Consider the following 17,654-nt stretch of genomic DNA (forward strand, 5'->3'; position numbering starts at 1 on the left):
CTCTATACTGAAGAATGCAAATACGGAAGGGGGCGGTCTCAGTGACGGTCACCCGGATCATCGAGGAGACCCCAGGGGTGACAGATCCGGCAACCAACGGCGCCAGCGCCGGAAAGGTGACGATTCATCTCGACCGCAAGAAGGTCTCGGTGCCCATAGTCCCCGGCGAGACTCTCCTGGAGACCGCGCGGCGGGCCGGGCTGGAACCTCCGTTTAGCTGCGAGGCCGGCAACTGCGGTACGTGCATGGCCAAGCTCGAAGAGGGCCATGCCACCATGCGGGTCAACGACGCTCTGGAACCCGACGAGGTAGCCGAGGGCTACATTCTGACGTGCCAGGGCGTTCCGGATACGGACTCCGTCACGGTGCGCTACGAGTAGCAGCCAGAGAGGTGGCGACGATGGCCAAGGGCATCATCCTCGTGGAGAGCCGACCCAGCTCGCCGGAGCGCGAACAGGAGTACAACACCTGGTACGACGAGGTGCACCTGGGTGAGCTCGTAGCCCTGGACGGATTTGTCTCGGCGCGCCGGCTGCGACCCGTCGCCGCCGACGGACCCTACGTCGCCATCTACGAGATCGAGGGCGACGACCTGCAGGCGATTCTGGACAACATGATCGCCAGCGCGGGGCAGCTGCACATGTCGGATGCCCTGCAGCTGGATCCGGCGCCGATACCACGACTGCTCGAAACCACCACGGAGTGCGTCGGCTGACCGAGTTCGGCTCGGGTCGCTGCGCGGGAGAGGACTGCTTGATGAAGGTCGACGACCTGATTTTGGTGAGCATTGACGACCACGTGGTCGAGCCGCCGGACATGTTCCTGCGGCACGTGCCCGCCAAATACAAGCAGGAGGCGCCCATCGTCGTCACCGACGACAAGGGCGTGGACCAGTGGATGTACCAGGGCAGGCCGCAGGGCGTCAGCGGCCTCAATGCGGTGGTGTCGTGGCCGGCCGAGGAATGGGGCCGCGATCCCGCCGGCTTCGCGGAGATGCGCCCCGGCGTGTACGACGTCCACGAACGCGTCCGCGACATGAACCGCAACGGCATCCTCGCGTCGATGTGCTTCCCGACGTTCACCGGCTTTTCGGCCCGGCACCTCAACATGACGCGCGAGGACGTCACCCTGGTGATGGTGTCGGCCTACAACGACTGGCACATCGACGAGTGGGCCGGGTCGTATCCCGATCGGTTCATCCCGATCGCCATCCTGCCCACCTGGACTCCCGAGGGCATGTGCGCCGAGATCCGCCGCGTGGCCGCGAAGGGCTGCCGGGCGGTCACCATGCCGGAATTGCCGCACCTGGAAGGACTTCCGAGCTACCACGACGAGAACTACTGGGGCCCGGTGTTCCGCACGCTGTCCGAGGAGAACATGGTGATGTGTCTGCACATCGGCACCGGCTTCGGGGCGATCAGCATGGCGCCCGACGCGCCGATCGACAACCTGATCATTCTGGCCACCCAGGTGTCGGCGATGTGCGCCCAGGATCTGCTGTGGGGCCCCGCGATGCGCAACTATCCCGACTTGAAATTCGCCTTCTCCGAAGGCGGCATCGGCTGGATTCCGTTCTACCTGGACCGCAGCGACCGCCACTACACCAACCAGAAGTGGCTGCGCCGCGACTTCGGCGACAAACTGCCCAGCGACGTCTTCCGCGAGCATTCGCTGGCCTGCTACGTCACCGACAAGACGTCGCTGAAGCTGCGCCACGAGATCGGCATCGACATCATCGCCTGGGAGTGCGACTACCCGCACTCGGACTGCTTCTGGCCGGACGCGCCCGAGCAGGTGCTCGCCGAACTCAACGCCGCCGGCGCCGCCGATTCCGACATCAACAAGATCACCTGGGGCAACGCCTGCCGGTTCTTCGGCTGGGACCCGTTCGCCCGGACCCCGCGCGAGCGGGCGAATGTCAAGGCCTTGCGCGCCAAGGGAAGTGACGTGGACGTGTCGATACGGTCACGTGCCGAGTGGGCACGTCGCTACCAGGAAAAGCAGTTGGCGGAGCTGTCGTAGTGCAGCCGGTCAGCCCGTTGGCGGGTTGACGAACCAGACGTTCTCCTCGCGCAAGTTGCGGCTGCGCCAGCCGCCCGCCGTGCGGGTCAGCTCGTGGTGGTAGTAGCCCCCGCAGTAACTCAGCTCCGCCATGCCCGGCAACTGCATCGGGTTGTAGAACATGGCGCGCACCGCCGCGAAATCACCGTCGAGGGCAAGGATTTCCACATTGGTGATGTAATGCATCGACATCGGGAAGGCACCGAAGCCTTGCTCCAACCACTTGGCCACTTCGTCGCGCGGTCCGGCCGCGGCGCCCGCAGATGAGTAGTCGATGTGCGCATCGTCGGTGAAGACCGACCGGTACAGGTCCCAGTCCTTGGCGTCGACGGCGCGGGCGTATTTGTTGAGTAGCGCGGTGATTTCGAGTTCATCGGCGACCCGCTGCAGATCCATCGTTGCACCATATATAGATAGCTGTCTCAGGCACAAGAACTTCGAGCACGCGTCAGGCAATCTCCCCGAGATCGGCCACCGCGCGCCCCAGTTCTTCTAATTGGTCGATGGCGGCGCCAAATTCAGCGCCAATAGGCGGTAGCAGCGCGACGTGATCCGCACCCGCCGCCAGGTGCTCGCGCAGCTTGGCCGCGACGGCCGCCGGATCGCCATGCGCGACAAGCACATTGACCAGCCGGTCACTCACCTCGTCGATGTCACTGGCCGGGTAGCCCAGCTCCACCAGCCTCGACGCATAAGACGGCACGCCGAGTCTGGCCGACACCGCCTCACGCGCGGCCTGGATGTCGCGCGCCGTGGACAGGCCAACGATCACGAGCTTGTCCGGTCCCAACGCCTCGCGGGCCTGGGCCGTGAACTCGGGAGGCAGGCCGGCGGGGAATACTCCATCCGCTTTTTCACCGGCCAGCGTAAGCATTTTCGGCCCGTTGGCGGCGACAATTCGGGGATACGGCACGTCCGGTGCCGGCGGCCACGTCACACTATCCATCCGGTCCAGATAGTCGCGCATCGTCGTCAACGGGCTGCCGAATTCGCGCCCGACGCTGGCCGCCTGCTCCGGATAGCCGACGCCTAACCCCAGCACAATTCTGCCCGGATAAGCCTGTGCCAGTTGGGCTGCCGCTGCGTGCATCGTCTGGGCCGGCCGCGCCCAGATGTTGGCAATGCAGGTGCCGAGAACCATGCGCTCGGTCGCGGCCAACAACACGGCAAGCTGCACCAGGGCGTCCTTGCCGATGACCTCGTTGGTCCAGACCGCGCTGTACCCGGCGTCTTCCAGGATGCACGCGGCCTCCCGCAGCCGGGCGGCCTGGGGTGCGCCGGTGAACGAGACCGGCAGGCATACGCCCACTGGACCCAGCGCCTTTCGAGTCGCAGTGCTCACTGTCTCAGCCATGGCCCCACTCACTCGCCGAAGTAGTGGCCGGCATCGAGATCCTCGAGCAGCCCGGGTCGTTCCGGGTGCCAGTCGAGGATCTTCTGTGTCAAGGCATTCGACGTCGGATTGTCCAGCGACGCGAAGATCGCGAGAAAGCCGAAGTGACCGGCATTTTCGGCGGGGATGCTGGACGTCGGCACGGCCAGGTGACGACCGATGACTGCGGCGATGTCCCGAAACGGCACTCCCTCATCGGCGACGCCGTGCAAACGCGTTCCAGCGGGCGCATTTTCGAGCGCCAGGCGGTACAAGTGCGCGGCGTCGAGCGTATGCACACCGGGCCAGCGGTTGACGCCATCACCGATGTAACCGCACACGCCGGTAGCGCGGGCGACGTTGATCAAGTGGTGGGTGAAGCCATGGTGATCAAGGTCGCTGTGCACCAGCGGCGCAAGGCGGATCACCGACGACCGAACCCCGCGCTCGGCGAGCGCGATCACCGCGTTTTCGGAGTCAACCCGCGGGCCGGATGACACCGTGTCCTGTTCGGTGGCAACACCACCTTGGCCCAGCTGCGCAAGCAGCAGCGTTCCCGACGTGCTGACGAATGGCCGATCCGAACCCACGAGCGCTTCCCCGATGGCGCGGACCGCGCGCAGATCTGTCTCGGCCGCTCCCGCGAAGTCGTCGAAGTCGTGCTTGAAGGCGAGGTGGATGACGCCGTCGGACGCCGCCGCCGCCTCGCGCAGGCCGTCGAGGTCGTCGAGATCTCCGCGGCGCGGTGTTGCTCCCGCGGCTTGCAGGGCGGCTGCGCCCACATCCGACCTCGCCAGGCCGGTGACTTGGTGCCCGGCGTCGATTAGTTCGGTGACAACGGCGGAGCCGATGTGACCAGTCGCGCCCGTGACAAAAACGTGCATGAAAGTCCCCTTCTGGTCCCCTGGGATGTATGCCATCAAGTCAATGGCGGCGTGCAAGCCGTGTCCAAGTCCTGTTTCCTATGGCGTGATGCAATTCAGGCATTGCAGCAGCTCACAGCGGCTTCTCAGGCGCACGGCGCGACGGGCTCTGATTACACTGGACGCATGACGGACTCGGCATCGCAGGCAGTGGATCTCGACCTGCGGCCGGTGGGTTACTTCGTCGTCGTCGCCGAGCACCTGCACTTCGGCCGGGCCGCCTCGGCGCTGCGCGTCGGGCAGCCGTCGTTGAGCCGCCAGATTCGCCGGCTCGAGCAGCAACTCGGCGTCCGCCTGCTGGACCGCACCCCGCAGGGCACCCGCCTCACGGAGGCGGGCGAGGTCTTCCTGCCCCGGGCCAAGGCGCTGCTGCGTTCGGCCGCCCAAGCCACCGCGCAGGCGCGAGCGGCTGCGCAGCCCAGCCGGATCACCATCGGGTACACGATGGGAATGATCGTCACGCCCGCGGTGCGCGAGATGCGCCGCGAGCATCCCGAAGCCGATGTTCAAGTCACGCATTTGGATTGGGACCAGGCGCTCGATGCGTTACTCGGCCATCGGGTGGATGCGGTGGTGACCCGGCTGCCCTTTCCAACCGAAGGGCTGCACGTGACGATCCTGTACGACGAACCACGCGTGCTGGCGATACCCGTCGACCACCGCCTGGCCGGCCGGGAATCGGTCACCCTCGACGACATCGCCGACGAACCCATGCCGCGGGTGCGGCATTCAGATCCGGCCTGGAGCGCCTTCTGGCGCATCGATCCGCGCCCCGACGGTCGCCGGGCACCCGATGGTCCGTTCATCGATGCGCTCGAGGACAAGTTCGAACTCATCGCCTCGGGGCAAGCGGTAGCCATCACGGCGGGCGTTCACGGCAACGGCGTGAGACCGGATATCACCACGGTCCCGTTGGAAGGTGTCGAACCCAGCCATGTCGTATTGGCTTGTCGCGCTGGGGATCGCAGCCGTCTGCTGGCGGCCTTCCGCAAAATCGCTGAGGCTCTGCTCACCGGGCCTGCTCCGGTCTGAGCAGCGCGCTACCGGCGAAGCTCCGGCGGCGGGCGGTACTCGGGCTCATACCCCGAGACGTGGATCGGGCTTCCCACCAACCGGAATTCGCCTGCTGTGACAATAACTTCCGGGGTCGCCTCGAGCGCCTCGGACAGGGTTCGCACGGCCGCCGCCGGAACGCCGAGCGGCCGCAGCCGCCGTTCCCACCCGACGGCGCTGTCGGTGGCGAGCATCGCGGTGACGACGGCCAGCACTTCGTCGCGGCGGGCGACCCGCTCGGCCATCGTCTCGAAGCCCCCGATGCCCGCTTCGGCGGCAAACGACTTCCAGAATCCGTCGTGCGTGATGAACAGCGCCAGATATCCCTCGGCCGTCGGAAAGAGCTGCGCCGGAACGTAATAGGAATGGGCTCCGTAGGGGCGGCGCTGCGGCTCCACCCCGCCGTTGAGATAGGCCGACGCGTGGTAGTTCAGCTGGGACAACATGACGTCGCGCAGCGACACATCCACCTGGCCGCCGGTTCCCGAGATGATTTTGGCCAACAGCCCCAGCGCCGCGCTCATTCCGGTGGAGTTGTCGGCCGACGAGTAGCCGGGCAGCGTCGGCGGCCCGTCCGGGTCACCGGTCAGGGCGGCGGTGCCGACGCCCGCCTGCACCACGTAGTCGAAGGCCGGATCGTCGCCGCCGTACAGTCCGAAGCCGGTGATCGCCACGCAGACGATCCGCTCATTGTGTCGGCGCAACTCGTCGTAGGTCAGGCCCAGCCGGCGGATGGCCGACGGCTTCAAGTTCACCAGCAGCGCATGCGAATCCGCGACCAGCTCGCCCAGTCGCTGTTGTCCCGCATCGGAATTCAGGTCCAACGTGATGCTGGATTTGTTGCGGTTGAGGCTGGCGAAGTAGGTGGCACCGACGCTGCGAGAAATCTCGCCACCGGCCGGTTCGATCTTGGTGACCTCGGCGCCGAGATCGGCGAGCAGCATGGTGGCGTACGGACCCGCCAGCATGGTGCCGACCTCGAGGATGCGTATCCCTGCCAGCGGTCCGGTGTTGTTTGCGGTCAACGCAATTCCGCGGCGAGTGAGGCGATCATGTCGCGGGTGCGGCGCTTGGAGGCGACCAGCTCGTCGCGGTTGTCGCCAATCGGCAGCAGCCGCACCGACAGATCCGTCACGCCGGCGTCGGCGAATCGGCGCATCCGGGCCAGTATCGCCTGCTCGTCGCCGGCCGCACACAGGTCACCGACATCGCGGGCATCGCCGCGGTCGAGCAGGCGCTGGTAGTTGGGCGACACCTCGGCCTCGCCCAGGATGCGATTGGCCCGCTCCTTGGCTTCGTCGACTTGCCCAGGCGCACAGAGACATACGGGGATGCCCGCGACGATCCGCGGTGCGGGCCGCCCGGCGTCCGCGGCCGCCTTGGTGATCTTCGGCGCGATGTGATCGCCGATCGCGCGCTCGTCGGCCATCCACAGCACAGTGCCGTCGGCGAGTTCACCGGCGATCTGCAGCATCACCGGTCCCAGCGCGGCGACCAACACCGGCATCGGGGTATCGGCCCCGATCGCCAACGGATTGTGCACCTTGAACGAATCGTTCTCGACGTCAACCGATCCCGGCCCGGCTACGGCGGCGTTGAGCACCTGCAGGTAATCGCGGGTGTAGGCGGCCGGCTTCTCGTACGGCAGGCCGAGCATGTCCCGGATGATCCAGTGGTGCGACGGCCCGACGCCAAGCGCCAGCCGTCCACCGGCCACCGCATGCGTCGAGAGCGCCTGGCGGGCAAGGGCTATCGGGTGCTGGGCCTGCAGGGGCACCACGGCGGTACCCAACTCGATGCGTGAACTGTGGGCGGCCATCAGCGACACCATGGTCAAGCAGTCGAAGTCGTTGGGCACCTGCGGCATCCACGCCGTGTCCAGGCCCGCGGATTCGGCCCATTCGATGTCGGAGGCCAGTTTGTCCACCTTGCGGGCCATGTCGCCCCGCTCGGCGCCGATCATCACTCCGACGCGCATGGTTCCTCCGTGACGGGTTCGTTCGAGTCATTGTCGGCCGTGCCGGTCAGTGTTCGGATGTCGCGCACCAGGTTGTCCAACGGTGTCCCGGTGGGGAATACCGCGGCCGCGCCGGCGGAGAGTAGCTTCGGGACGTCCGCGTGCGGGATGGTGCCCCCGACGACGACGGCGATGTCGGCGGCATCGGCGGCGCGCAGCGCCTCCACGGTGCGCGCAGTGAGGGCCAGGTGGGCACCCGACAGGATGCTCAACCCCACCACCGCCACGTCTTCCTGGACGGCGATCGAGGCGATGTCCTCGATGCGCTGGCGGATGCCGGTGTAAATGACCTCGAACCCGGCGTCGCGCAGGGTGCGGGCGACGATCTTCGCACCGCGGTCATGCCCGTCCAAGCCGGGTTTGGCAACGAGAACGCGGACGGCCATCTAGAACACCACCGGTTGCTGGAATTCGCCCCATACCACCTTGAGCGCGGAAACCATTTCCCCGACCGTGCAGTACGCGTTGGCGCAGTCGATCAGCTTGTGCATCAGGTTGTCGTCTCCCTCGGCTGAGCGCGACAGCGCAGCCAACGTGGATTTCACTGCGGCCGAATCCCTTTCGGCCTTGACCTTGGACAGCCGCTTGAGCTGCAGATCGCGTCCTTCGGCGTCGAGTTCGTACGTGACGACATCGTGCGCCAGTTCCTCCGTCACGAACCGGTTTACCCCCACGACGGGCCGGGTGCCGGATTCGACCTCCTGATGCATGTTGAAGGCTTCGTCGGCGATCAGGCCCTGCAGGTAACCATCCTCGATGGCCTGCACCATCCCGCCGTGCCGCTCGAGGTCGGACATGATCTCGATGATGCGCTCCTCGGTCGCATCGGTCAGCGCCTCCACGAAGTAGGAGCCGCCGAGCGGGTCGGCGACGCTGGCGACGCCGGTTTCGTGCGCCAAGATCTGCTGGGTGCGCAGCGCCAGTGTGGTGGTTTCCTCGGTCGGCAGGGCGAACGGCTCGTCCCAGGCCGCGGTGAACATCGACTGCACACCGCCCAGCACCGCGGCCATCGCCTCGTAGGCCACCCGGACGATGTTGTTGTGGGCCTGCGGCGCGTACAGCGACGCACCGCCACAGACGCAGCCGAAGCGGAACATCGCCGCCTTCGCCGTTTTCGCTCCGTAGCGCTCCTGCACGATCGTCGCCCAACGCCGCCGCCCCGCACGGTATTTGGCGATCTCCTCGAAGAAATCCCCGTGGGTGTAGAAGAAGAACGAGATCTGCGGCGCGAACTGGTCGATCGTCATGCGGCCGCGCTCGACCACGGTGTCGCAATACGTCACGCCGTCGGCCAGGGTGAACGCCATCTCCTGCACCGCGTTGGCCCCTGCGTCGCGGAAGTGCGCGCCGGCCACCGAAATCGCATTGAACCGGGGAACCTCGGCCGCACAGAATTCAATCGTGTCGGCGATCAGTCGTAGCGACGGCTCCGGCGGCCAGATCCAGGTACCGCGCGAGGCGTACTCCTTGAGGATGTCGTTCTGGATGGTGCCGGTGAGTTTCTCTCGCGGGATCCCCTTTTTCTCCGCGGCGGCGACGTAGAACGCCAGCAGGATCGCCGCCGTTCCGTTGATCGTCATGCTCGTGCTGAGCTTGTCCAGCGGGATGCCGTCGAACAGGATCTCGAAGTCGGCCAGGGTGTCCACCGCGACGCCGACCCGGCCGACCTCCTCGCCGAACTCGGGGTCGTCGGAGTCGTACCCGCACTGCGTGGGCAGGTCGAGCGCCACCGACAGTCCCGTGCCGCCCTGCTCCAGCAGGTAGCGGTACCGGCGGTTGGATTCCTCGGCGGTGCCGAATCCGGAGTACTGGCGGAAGGTCCAGAGCTTGCCGCGATAGCCGGACGCGAAGTTACCGCGGGTAAAGGGGAACTCCCCCGGTTGCGGAGGCTCCGCGCGTACGTCCTCCGGCCCGTATACGGGCTGCAGCGGGATGCCAGACGGAGTGTGGGCCGTATTATCCATCGGTGAATAACGTACTTGCAAAAAAAGAGAATGCCAATACCACATGCTTGACCTGCTAAAAGGAGGCTCCATGCCCAACGGTTCGCTCGTCGATCGCACCGTCGTCATCTCCGGTGGCAGCCGCGGAATCGGGCTCGCGATCGGAATCGGTGCGGCCAGGCGGGGCGCCAACGTGGTGCTGCTGGCCAAGACCGACACCCCGCATCCTCGCCTGCCCGGCACCGTGCACACCGCAGCGGCCGAGGTCGAGGCGGCCGGCGGCAAGGCGCTGGCGGTCGTCGGCGACGTCCGTCGCGAAGAGGACGTGGAACGCGTGGTCGATGCGGCGGTGCAACGGTTCGGCGGCGTCGACGTCTGCGTCAACAACGCCAGCGCCATCGCGGTGGAACCGACCGCCAGGTTGTCGGCCAAAAAGTACGACCTGATGCAGGAGATCAACCTGCGCGGCACCTTCCTGCTGACCAAGGCGTGCGTGCCGCATCTGGAGAAATCCGCCAACCCGCACGTCCTCACCATCTCGCCACCGGTGAACATGAACCCCCGGTGGCTGGGCGAGCACCCGGCCTACACCCTGTCCAAATACGGCATGACCCTGCTGTCGCTGGGCTGGGCGGTGGAATTCGCCGACGCCGGTATCGGGGTGAATTGCCTGTGGCCGCAGACGTATATCGCCACCGCGGCGGTGGCGAACATGGCCGACGGGGACAAGTTGGCCGAGTCGTCGCGCAGCCCCGAGATCATGGCCGACGCAGCCGTCGAGATCATCTCTCGCCCCAGCCGGGAAGCGACCGGGAACTGCTACATCGACGCCGATGTTCTGCACTCCGCCGGGGTTACGGACCTGTCCCGGTACGGCGGCGGCGACCGACCGATTCTGGACCTGTTCCTCGACTGAGCGTCTATGCGCGGCAGATGATTTCGCCGTGTGGGATGGCGATCCAGCCGTCCGGCGCGCCGGCCCATTCCCGCCACGCGTCGGAGATCTCCTCGAGCTGCGCGGTGGTCGCCAGATCGAGGCTCACCAGGTCGCGGGCCACGGTGGAGTGCAGAATCCGGTCGGCCCACATTCCGCCCCACCAGTCTCGCGTCGCGGGCGTGGCATAGCACCACAGGCTGCCGGTGGGCGTGATGTCGACGAATCCCGCCTGCTGCGCCCACGACAGCAGTCTCCGGCCCGCATCCGGTTCGCCGCGGTTGGCGCGCGTGACGCGTTGGTAGAGATCTCGCCACAGGTCGAGCGCAGGCAGATCGGGGTACCAGACGAACCCCGAGTAGTCGGCGTCGCGGGCCGCAACGATACCGCCCGGCGCACACACGCGCCGCATCTCCCGCAGGGCTGCAACCGGATCGGCGACGTGCTGTAGCACCTGATGCGCGTGCACGACATCGAAAGTGCCGTCCGGGAACTCGAGGTTGCGCACGTCGGCCGTCGAGAACGAAACGTTGGGCAGAGTGCGTCGCTCGACTTCGGCGCGGGCGACCTCGAGCACGTCGGCGACCTGGTCGACGGCGGTGACCGGTCCGGGCGCGACGAGGGCTGCCAGGTCGGCGGTGATGGTGCCGGGTCCGCACCCGACGTCGAGCACGGACAGCCCTGGCTTCAGGTACGGCAGCAGATACGCCGCGGAGTCCTCGACGGTGCGCCGCTGATGAGAGCGCAACACCGATTCGTGGTGTCCGTGCGTGTAGGTCGCTTGATGTTCGTCGCTCACTGTGACCCCTTGCCTGGCGCGTCTCGTCTGGCAGCTTACGCGGCCGGGTCACATTATGAAACAAACGTCTCATATATTGAGACAGTCTAGTCGACGGGCACGTTGAGTATCGGTTGGTCGATACCGGCTCCCGGGCCGTCGAAGTGCCACCACTCCCCCGAATACGCCTTCAGCCCGCCGTAGCTCATCGCGTTGCGCAGCGCGGCGCGGCTCGCCACGGCGTCGGCACTGATGCCCTGGTTGTTGAAAGCCGTTGCCCGAGAAGTGAAGTCGTCGAAGTCGGTGCCCATGTCCGCCAGGCAGAGTCCGCCCGCATGCAGCCCGGATGGGCACGGTTGCTGGGCGGTGGTGAACGTGACGTCGACCGAGCGCCCCGACTCGTGGCTGTGTGCAAACGGTCCCGGGCGTGCAACCCACGCGGGGTTGGGGACCAGGTTGAACATCTTGACCTGAACGTCGTGCGGCCGATAGCAGTCCCAGAACACCAAAAGGTGCCCCTGCGGGCGTAACGCGCCGGCCGCGGCTGCCAGGCCGGGAGCCATCGATTGGTGCACAAGACATCTGGCATCGGACGGATACAGCTGCGTGTGGGTGAAGTTGTTCGTGGTCGCGTAACGCAGATCGAGCACCGCGTCAGTAACGACGGTGCGGATGTCCACGAATCCTGCCGCTCGCGCGGCGTCACTGACCGGCGGCACGTCGGGGCCGGCCGAGGCCCACGGAGTCCCGCCCATCGAGACGAGCGCCGCCAAGACCGACGACCGCAGCACCCACGCGAGACGCATGCCGTCATTATCGCGGCTGGCCCGCCCGGATCGGGTTAAGAACTAGATGATGTCGTAGCCGGCGTCTAGCTCGGAAAACACCAGTGGGCTGGTACGGAGCAACCGCACCAGCCCACTGTGATGTATGTGAAGTTCTTAGACGCTACTGACTCCTACTGCCTGGGGCCCCTTGGCTCCTTGCTCAACCTCGAACTGAACACGCTGGTTCTCATCGAGCGAGCGATAGCCGTTGCCCTGGATCTCAGAGTAGTGGACGAAGAGGTCCTTCGTACCGTCGTCAGGGGTGATGAAGCCGAAGCCCTTTTCACCGTTGAACCATTTCACAGTTCCCTGTGCCATTTACTTACTTCTCTCATCAAATGCGGATGTTCCAAACACACCCATGCGGGCTCAGGGTAGCACGAGGCCCACCACATTTGGAAAATAGTTGCGTTGCTTGCCAATTGGTTTATCAGCGGGTCGGGACGGTGCCCACGCCTGTGGCCAGGTAGAACAAGCGCGCCCAGGCTGTGACGGAGCCGCCCTCTTCGATGCAGATAGCACGCCATGGCAGCATCTCACCTGAGCGCGGTGTGCACGGCGCCGGCGGCCTGTAGAGTGGACGGGGAACCGCCCTCTAGCGGTCACCGCGAATCGCGAACGAATCACGAATGAGACCACGGTGCGATTCGATCGTTCGACGCCAGGTAACAACGCCTATCGGTCGAACTCTTCATTCGGAAGGACAGCCCATGGACCAGTCGAACCTGTTTTCCCACCCCGAGGAACCGAAGTATGTCGCTTCGGGCGAAACCTCTGCGACACCGGTCGAGCACCCGACGTTTTCCGATCGGCCCGATACAGAGGCCGTCGGTTCTACAAATCGCGGTCGCTGATCGACGTTGAAGTGCTAGGACGTCAGGATGCCTTGGCGTACCTGCGGACCAATTCGCCCTCTCCAAACGTGCTGGTTCGCTGCTGGCCGTGATCGTCTCGACTGAAGAATGTCCACTGCCCCGGCCCGCTCTGCGGGCCACTGATCATCTTGACCGTCAGGCGCAATTCGGTGGGACGCCGCGTGCCGATGATGTCACCGACCCTGACCTGCGATGGATGGATCTCGACCGCGTCGCGCCAGTTGTCTATTGCCATGTAATCCGTCCTCGCCGTTGTCACCACCTTACCCGTCATGCCGCTCCACGGGGCAGTTGACAAGCATCGTCTTCTCATCCCTTGCACCGCAGGGGATCTGTTGCGGTTGGCGATGGCAAGGTTCAGTTGCCGGGCGAATTGCCCAGACGCGGGCGGCCAAGCCGTGCCGTGCTTGCGCGCTGTCGCCGGCCACCCGACCGCCCCGGCGGGCCGGTGGTGGCGTAGCGTTGAAATAGAGCCGTTCGTTGTCAGCGGTGGTCCACCGCGCGGTCGGTGCGGATGACACCCCCGGGCAATGTGATTCCTCCGTTGGTCCCGCACCCGCGGGCCCGACGACGCTGAGCGCGAAGGAACCGCCCATGGGTTATGCAGACCCGGCCATCGCCCAACACCGGAAAACTCCATTAAATGCTGCGGTTGACTGCACCGTCGTGAATGGGTGGGCGAACTGCGAACTGCGGTATTTCCGATGAGCTACGCGGCCAGGTCCCGGCGCCAGGCCACTCCTATCCGGCTATCGGTTGCGCGCCACCTCGGCCGCGATATCGATGGCGCGTGGTGGCCGCGTGCAGATCGCATCACCAATGAATTACCCGAGCTTGTTGCGGTCCTGACTCCGTTGCTCGGGGATGTCACTTCCATCAATGTGAATTGGTCATCGCTGCAGCGACCACCCGATTTCAACTGGCCGGGCTGGGAAGGCAAACGCCAGCACGTCATGACGGTGAGCGGGGCGCTGGGTTGCGCGAACCTGCTGATCGTCTCTTACGCGACCCACAGTGCGTTGGCCCTGATGGTGCTGCGCTGCGCCGCAAACCTGCCCGTCGAGGGTGCCGACCGAACCAAACCCGCATTTATCGCCGCAGAGGCGATCCTGCGGGCCGCACACCAACAACGTGAACGGTCTTCCAGCTACTAGCCGGCGACCAGCGCCATATCCCACCGCGATATCGCCAAGGTGTTCACGCTCGTCCGTGGCCTGAAGAAGCTGTGAGGAGCGTGCCGCAATGCCGATGATCGATCTGACGTTCGTGCGTGGCTCGCTGGATGATCAGGCGTTGAACCGATTGACCGACGAGCTGGTCACCGTCCTGCTGCGCGCCGAACGCGCGCCGGACACACCGTTTTTGCGGGACAACACCTGGGTGTACCTGCACCCGCTGGAGAAGGCCGAAGTCTCGATCGGCGGGCGCGGGCCCGGCGAGCCCCGGTTCAGGGTCGACCTGACAGTGTTCGAGGGCGGCCTGGATCCGGCCCGCAAGGAACAACTCGCCGCCGACGTGCACGCTGCCGTGTGCGGCGCGGCGGGAATCGAACCGCAGGGCGCACGGGCCTTTCACGTTTGGACGTTGATCCACGAAATCCCCGAAGGAAATTGGGCAGGTGGCGGCAACATCATCTACTACCAGCAAGTGAAAGGCCTTGCGGCACAGGACTAACGCTGGTCAGTCGGCCCGGTTGAACTCGATGTGCAATTCCTTGAGCCCGCGCAGCAAGAACGTGGGCTCGTAGCGGTACTCGCGGTTGGGCGGCAGGCCGTGCTTGGCCTCACTGACCCGGATGTCGCGCGTTCGGTCCAGGAGCCGGTTGACGGTGATTTGGCCTTCCACGCGCGCCAGTGGTGCGCCCGCACAGGTGTGGATTCCGCGACCAAAGGCGATGTGCTCGCGAACGTTCTTTCGGTCAACCTGAAATTCGTTGGGATTATCGAATTTTCGGGGGTCACGGTTGGCCGCTCCCAGGCACAGCATGATGACCGTGCCGGCCTGGATGCGCACTCCGCCCAGGGTGGTGGTCTTGCGCGCCAACCGGAAGTCGACCTTCGTCGGGCTCTGCATCCGCAGCGACTCCTCGATGAACGAGCCGATCAGGCTTCGGTCGGCGCGCAGCCGCGCCGCAAGCTCGGGTTGGTCAGCGAGGACCTGCACCGCGGCGCTCAGCAGCTTGGTCACGGTCTCCTGGCCGGCCGCGAACAGGAAGGTGGCCGGCCGCACGACCTCCAGCAGCGGTGGGGTCGAGCCGTCGGGGTACGTGGCGGTGGCCAGCCCGGTCAGCACGTCCGCGCGGGGGCGTTCCCGCCGGTCCGCGATGTAGGCACTGAACAGGTCATCGAGGTACTGCAACGGGTTGCTGCCCACCGGTTCGTGATCGAGCGCCCCCACCCTGGCGCCCGGCGCGTTACCGGCCCCGAGATTGCGCCGAATCTCGGCACGGTCCTCATCGGGAACCCCGAGCAGATCGGCGATCGCCAGAGTCGCGAACGGCTTCGCGTACTCGCCGAGGAACTCACACTGACCGTTGGCGATGAACTCGTCGAACTGCCGGTCCGCCAATCGCCAGATGTAATCCTTGTTTTCCTGCAGGCGCCGCGGCGTGAGCAGCCGCCCGAGCAGGGAGCGCGCCTTTTCGTGTTCGGGCGGGTCCATGACGACCATGTGCTCGAAGATCGGGAACTCGTGGCGGTGCGCTTCGATCTGGTCGCTGATGTCGTCCCCCTGCGGGGTGAACGGCAGCGGCGGAAACGGACCGCCGATCGCGTTCACGGCGGAGAACGAAGCGATGTCTTTGAAGGCGGCCTGGACTTCCTGGTAACCGGTGACGGCCACGACCCCGTAATGCGGCTCGCGGAATACCGGGCCCTGGCCGCGCAGGTAATCCCAGTAGGCATACGGATCTTGCGCGATGTCTGCGTCGGTGAAGTAGTCGACGTCGGCGAGTTCAGTCATGAGTTCGATTCCTTCTCTTGGCCGACAAAGCGGCGCATCACGCGTCCCCGGCGACCACGCTGATGGCCTGGCGTGGGCAGGCGGCCACGGCGGCGTCGATGCTGTGGCCCCTCCATCCCGGTTAACTCCGGTCCGTGTCAAACAAAACTGATCGATCGACCAAATTGCTAGGATGCGGTATGCCTACCACGGATCGAGCGGGCCGGTCAAGCAAGCCCGGCGCGCCCAACCCCGCGGCGGCTCGCCAAAACAAGAGGGGCACCGATGCGGGGGCGCGGGGCAAGCTGATCGAGGCCACCGCCCGGATCATGCGCGAGGAGGGCTATGCCGCTGCCTCGTCGCGGCGGGTGGCCGCGGAGGCCGGCGTCAAACAGGCCCTGGTTTATTACTACTTCCCGACGATGGACGATCTGTTCGTGGAGGTGCTGCGCGCGGGTGCCGAGACCGCACTGGCACGCATGCGCGCCCTGCTGGCCGACGACGACCCGCTGCAAGCGCTGTGGTTGATGAACAGCGATTCAGCCGTGACGGCACTTAATGCCGAGTTCATGGCATTGGCCAACCACCGCAAGGCAATTGGCGCCGAACTCAAGGCCTACGCCGAGCGGGTACGCGACATCGAGACGGCGGCCGTCACGATGGTGCTGCGCGCCAACCACGTCGATCTCGAGGAGTACCCGCCGGTGGCCATCTCGATGCTGATCGCGCAGGTGGCGCGCAGCCTGTGCAACGAGAGCGCGGTCGGCGTCACCCAAGGGCACGACGAGTTGCGTGCGTTCGTCGAGCGCCAGATGAGTCTGCTGAAGGCACCCGCGACCGGACCGATACCGAGCAGCTAAGGTCCGCCGCCCCTCCCGCGGCGACCCCGCGTCACTTCCCCGCCGCGCAGCGCCAAATCGTGCAACCATCCCGGCGGCCGTTGACACTGCGACCGAATGGTGCCACCCTTCCTGATCGATCGACAAATAATTGAAGTCGACCGACAACACGCCGGGCCGTCGTCATCCCGGCCTCTCGGATCAGTGAGGTGCAGTCATCTGCGGAAGAGTCGAGGGCAAGGTTGCGTTTATCACCGGGGCGGCCCGGGGCCAGGGCCGCAGTCACGCGGTGCGCCTGGCGCAGGAGGGTGCCGACATCATCGCCGTCGACATCTGCACCCCGATCAGCAGCAGCAGCGAGATCCCGCTGTCGACGCCGGATGACCTGGCCGAGACGGCCGACCTGATCAAGGGGCTCAACCGCCGCATCGTGACCGCCGAAGTCGACGTGCGCGATTACGACGCCCTGAAAGCGGCGGTGGACAGCGGAGTCGAACAACTCGGCCGCCTCGACATCATCTGCGCCAACGCCGGCATCGGCAACGGCGGCCAGACTCTCGACAAAACCAGTGAAGTCGACTGGCGAGACATGATCGACGTCAACCTCTCCGGCGTTTGGAAGACAGTCAAAGCCGGTGTACCCCATCTGATTTCGCAGGGTCAGGGCGGCTCGATCATTCTCACCAGCTCGGTCGGTGGCCTGAAGGCCTACCCGCACACCGGTCACTACATCGCCGCCAAACACGGCGTAGTCGGACTGATGCGTACCTTCGCGGTCGAACTCGGCCAGCACTTCATCCGGGTGAACTCCGTTCACCCGACCAACGTGAACACGCCGATGTTCATGAACGAGGGAACGATGAAGCTGTTCCGACCGGACCTGGAGAACCCCGGACCCGACGACCTCAAGGTGGCCGCGCAATTCATGCACGTACTGCCGGTCGGCTGGGTCGAACCGGTCGACATCAGCAACGCGGTGCTGTTCCTGGCATCCGACGAATCGCGTTACATCACAGGCCTTCCGGTCACCGTCGATGCCGGGAGCATGCTCAAGTAGCGGTACCCACCGGTTGCCTGCCAGCCCAGCGCCGT

21 protein-coding genes are annotated in these 17,654 nt (G+C 65.7%); 9 read left to right on the plus strand and 12 right to left on the minus strand.

Translation table 11 applies throughout. The features are described 5' to 3' along the window. The first annotated feature begins 41 nt into the window (after positions 1–41). From ACZYVJ_RS10940 to ACZYVJ_RS10950, 3 genes are read left to right on the plus strand one after another with little or no spacing between them, the layout of a single operon-like run. On the plus strand, positions 42–380 hold the full coding sequence (locus tag ACZYVJ_RS10940) for a 2Fe-2S iron-sulfur cluster-binding protein (RefSeq protein WP_463831015.1): 339 nt from the start codon (positions 42–44) through the stop codon (positions 378–380). Positions 381–400: 20 nt separating this feature from the next. Beyond that, the gene (locus tag ACZYVJ_RS10945) at positions 401–715 is read left to right on the plus strand and encodes a hypothetical protein (RefSeq protein ID WP_463831016.1); all 315 of its coding nucleotides are present in this window, start codon (positions 401–403) and stop codon (positions 713–715) included. Positions 716–756: 41 nt separating this feature from the next. Next, on the plus strand, positions 757–2,022 hold the full coding sequence (locus ACZYVJ_RS10950; RefSeq protein ID WP_463831017.1) for an amidohydrolase family protein: 1,266 nt from the start codon (positions 757–759) through the stop codon (positions 2,020–2,022). 9 nt (positions 2,023–2,031) lie between these two features. On the opposite strand, the gene ACZYVJ_RS10955 is transcribed toward ACZYVJ_RS10950, so the two are convergent. Genes ACZYVJ_RS10955 through ACZYVJ_RS10965 form a run of 3 tightly spaced genes read right to left on the minus strand, consistent with a single transcriptional unit; the run spans position 2,032 to position 4,317 of the window. Then, positions 2,032–2,457, minus strand: coding sequence for a nuclear transport factor 2 family protein (locus ACZYVJ_RS10955; RefSeq protein ID WP_463831018.1), 426 nt, complete (start codon positions 2,455–2,457; stop codon positions 2,032–2,034). 52 nt (positions 2,458–2,509) lie between these two features. Continuing rightward, positions 2,510–3,415, minus strand: coding sequence for a TIGR03620 family F420-dependent LLM class oxidoreductase (locus ACZYVJ_RS10960; RefSeq protein WP_463831019.1), 906 nt, complete (start codon positions 3,413–3,415; stop codon positions 2,510–2,512). An 8-nt stretch (positions 3,416–3,423) separates the two neighbouring features. Then, entirely contained in the window at positions 3,424–4,317 is an 894-nt protein-coding gene (locus ACZYVJ_RS10965; protein ID WP_463831020.1) for an SDR family oxidoreductase, read from the minus strand. A 165-nt stretch (positions 4,318–4,482) separates the two neighbouring features. On the opposite strand from ACZYVJ_RS10965, the gene ACZYVJ_RS10970 reads away from it, so the two are divergent. Continuing rightward, positions 4,483–5,388, plus strand: coding sequence for a LysR family transcriptional regulator (locus ACZYVJ_RS10970; protein ID WP_463831021.1), 906 nt, complete (start codon positions 4,483–4,485; stop codon positions 5,386–5,388). 8 nt (positions 5,389–5,396) lie between these two features. Here the strand turns inward: ACZYVJ_RS10970 and ACZYVJ_RS10975 are convergent, their stop codons facing one another. From ACZYVJ_RS10975 to ACZYVJ_RS10990, 4 genes are read right to left on the minus strand one after another with little or no spacing between them, the layout of a single operon-like run. Further along, positions 5,397–6,434, minus strand: a complete 1,038-nt coding sequence (locus ACZYVJ_RS10975; RefSeq protein ID WP_463831022.1) for a CaiB/BaiF CoA transferase family protein — start codon at positions 6,432–6,434, stop codon at positions 5,397–5,399. Next, positions 6,431–7,387: an LLM class F420-dependent oxidoreductase gene (locus ACZYVJ_RS10980; protein WP_463831023.1), complete on the minus strand. Its 957-nt coding sequence runs from the start codon at positions 7,385–7,387 to the stop codon at positions 6,431–6,433. The genes ACZYVJ_RS10975 and ACZYVJ_RS10980 overlap by 4 nt, the downstream gene beginning before the upstream one ends. Continuing rightward, positions 7,372–7,812 carry a cobalamin-dependent protein gene (locus ACZYVJ_RS10985; RefSeq protein ID WP_463831024.1) on the minus strand — a complete coding sequence of 147 codons (441 nt, stop codon included), beginning with the start codon at positions 7,810–7,812 and terminating at the stop codon, positions 7,372–7,374. The genes ACZYVJ_RS10980 and ACZYVJ_RS10985 overlap by 16 nt, the downstream gene beginning before the upstream one ends. Next, positions 7,813–9,390 carry a methylmalonyl-CoA mutase family protein gene (locus tag ACZYVJ_RS10990; RefSeq protein WP_463831025.1) on the minus strand — a complete coding sequence of 526 codons (1,578 nt, stop codon included), beginning with the start codon at positions 9,388–9,390 and terminating at the stop codon, positions 7,813–7,815. It lies immediately after the preceding gene. A gap of 70 nt (positions 9,391–9,460) precedes the next feature. On the opposite strand from ACZYVJ_RS10990, the gene ACZYVJ_RS10995 reads away from it, so the two are divergent. Next, positions 9,461–10,285, plus strand: a complete 825-nt coding sequence (locus ACZYVJ_RS10995; protein WP_463831026.1) for an SDR family oxidoreductase — start codon at positions 9,461–9,463, stop codon at positions 10,283–10,285. 4 nt (positions 10,286–10,289) lie between these two features. Here the strand turns inward: ACZYVJ_RS10995 and ACZYVJ_RS11000 are convergent, their stop codons facing one another. The 4 genes from ACZYVJ_RS11000 to ACZYVJ_RS11015 form a co-directional block, all read right to left on the minus strand. After that, positions 10,290–11,102 (minus strand): methyltransferase domain-containing protein, encoded by an 813-nt coding sequence (locus ACZYVJ_RS11000; RefSeq protein WP_463831027.1) that lies wholly within the window; start codon positions 11,100–11,102, stop codon positions 10,290–10,292. A gap of 86 nt (positions 11,103–11,188) precedes the next feature. After that, positions 11,189–11,836: a M15 family metallopeptidase gene (locus ACZYVJ_RS11005; RefSeq protein ID WP_463832948.1), complete on the minus strand. Its 648-nt coding sequence runs from the start codon at positions 11,834–11,836 to the stop codon at positions 11,189–11,191. 186 nt (positions 11,837–12,022) lie between these two features. Beyond that, on the minus strand, positions 12,023–12,226 hold the full coding sequence (locus ACZYVJ_RS11010; protein ID WP_007777569.1) for a cold-shock protein: 204 nt from the start codon (positions 12,224–12,226) through the stop codon (positions 12,023–12,025). 558 nt (positions 12,227–12,784) lie between these two features. Beyond that, on the minus strand, positions 12,785–13,018 hold the full coding sequence (locus ACZYVJ_RS11015) for a hypothetical protein (protein WP_463831028.1): 234 nt from the start codon (positions 13,016–13,018) through the stop codon (positions 12,785–12,787). A 469-nt stretch (positions 13,019–13,487) separates the two neighbouring features. Here ACZYVJ_RS11015 and ACZYVJ_RS11020 point away from each other — a divergent pair, with 469 nt between their 5' ends. Then, the gene (locus ACZYVJ_RS11020) at positions 13,488–13,937 is read left to right on the plus strand and encodes a DUF5994 family protein (RefSeq protein WP_463831029.1); all 450 of its coding nucleotides are present in this window, start codon (positions 13,488–13,490) and stop codon (positions 13,935–13,937) included. A gap of 88 nt (positions 13,938–14,025) precedes the next feature. Beyond that, complete coding sequence (locus tag ACZYVJ_RS11025; protein ID WP_463831030.1) at positions 14,026–14,457, plus strand: tautomerase family protein; 432 nt, start codon at positions 14,026–14,028, stop codon at positions 14,455–14,457. Positions 14,458–14,463: 6 nt separating this feature from the next. Here ACZYVJ_RS11025 and ACZYVJ_RS11030 read toward each other — a convergent pair whose 3' ends face one another. Beyond that, the gene (locus ACZYVJ_RS11030; protein ID WP_463831031.1) at positions 14,464–15,744 is read right to left on the minus strand and encodes a cytochrome P450; all 1,281 of its coding nucleotides are present in this window, start codon (positions 15,742–15,744) and stop codon (positions 14,464–14,466) included. A gap of 284 nt (positions 15,745–16,028) precedes the next feature. Between ACZYVJ_RS11030 and ACZYVJ_RS11035 the strand changes: the two genes are divergently transcribed. Together ACZYVJ_RS11035 and ACZYVJ_RS11040 are read left to right on the plus strand one after the other, a co-directional pair. Then, positions 16,029–16,583, plus strand: coding sequence for a TetR/AcrR family transcriptional regulator (locus ACZYVJ_RS11035; RefSeq protein WP_463832949.1), 555 nt, complete (start codon positions 16,029–16,031; stop codon positions 16,581–16,583). A gap of 196 nt (positions 16,584–16,779) precedes the next feature. Further along, entirely contained in the window at positions 16,780–17,619 is an 840-nt protein-coding gene (locus tag ACZYVJ_RS11040; RefSeq protein ID WP_463832951.1) for a mycofactocin-coupled SDR family oxidoreductase, read from the plus strand. Positions 17,620–17,654 lie beyond the last annotated feature (35 nt).

Source organism: Mycobacterium sp. IDUB_3, assembly GCF_055419585.1.

Bases quoted from the DNA above. Each gene is read 5' to 3' on its own strand.
- ACZYVJ_RS10945 (WP_463831016.1), top strand. From the start codon at position 401: ATGGCCAAGGGCATCATCCTCGTGGAGAGCCGACCCAGCTCGCCGGAG.
- ACZYVJ_RS10950 (WP_463831017.1), top strand. From the start codon at position 757: ATGAAGGTCGACGACCTGATTTTGGTGAGCATTGACGACCACGTGGTC.
- ACZYVJ_RS10955 (WP_463831018.1), bottom strand. From the start codon at position 2,457: ATGGATCTGCAGCGGGTCGCCGATGAACTCGAAATCACCGCGCTACTC.
- ACZYVJ_RS10960 (WP_463831019.1), bottom strand. From the start codon at position 3,415: ATGGCTGAGACAGTGAGCACTGCGACTCGAAAGGCGCTGGGTCCAGTG.
- ACZYVJ_RS10965 (WP_463831020.1), bottom strand. From the start codon at position 4,317: ATGCACGTTTTTGTCACGGGCGCGACTGGTCACATCGGCTCCGCCGTT.
- ACZYVJ_RS10970 (WP_463831021.1), top strand. From the start codon at position 4,483: ATGACGGACTCGGCATCGCAGGCAGTGGATCTCGACCTGCGGCCGGTG.
- ACZYVJ_RS10980 (WP_463831023.1), bottom strand. From the start codon at position 7,387: ATGCGCGTCGGAGTGATGATCGGCGCCGAGCGGGGCGACATGGCCCGC.
- ACZYVJ_RS10985 (WP_463831024.1), bottom strand. From the start codon at position 7,812: ATGGCCGTCCGCGTTCTCGTTGCCAAACCCGGCTTGGACGGGCATGAC.
- ACZYVJ_RS10990 (WP_463831025.1), bottom strand. From the start codon at position 9,390: ATGGATAATACGGCCCACACTCCGTCTGGCATCCCGCTGCAGCCCGTA.
- ACZYVJ_RS10995 (WP_463831026.1), top strand. From the start codon at position 9,461: ATGCCCAACGGTTCGCTCGTCGATCGCACCGTCGTCATCTCCGGTGGC.
- ACZYVJ_RS11005 (WP_463832948.1), bottom strand. From the start codon at position 11,836: ATGGGCGGGACTCCGTGGGCCTCGGCCGGCCCCGACGTGCCGCCGGTC.
- ACZYVJ_RS11010 (WP_007777569.1), bottom strand. From the start codon at position 12,226: ATGGCACAGGGAACTGTGAAATGGTTCAACGGTGAAAAGGGCTTCGGC.
- ACZYVJ_RS11015 (WP_463831028.1), bottom strand. From the start codon at position 13,018: ATGGCAATAGACAACTGGCGCGACGCGGTCGAGATCCATCCATCGCAG.
- ACZYVJ_RS11020 (WP_463831029.1), top strand. From the start codon at position 13,488: ATGAGCTACGCGGCCAGGTCCCGGCGCCAGGCCACTCCTATCCGGCTA.
- ACZYVJ_RS11025 (WP_463831030.1), top strand. From the start codon at position 14,026: ATGCCGATGATCGATCTGACGTTCGTGCGTGGCTCGCTGGATGATCAG.
- ACZYVJ_RS11030 (WP_463831031.1), bottom strand. From the start codon at position 15,744: ATGACTGAACTCGCCGACGTCGACTACTTCACCGACGCAGACATCGCG.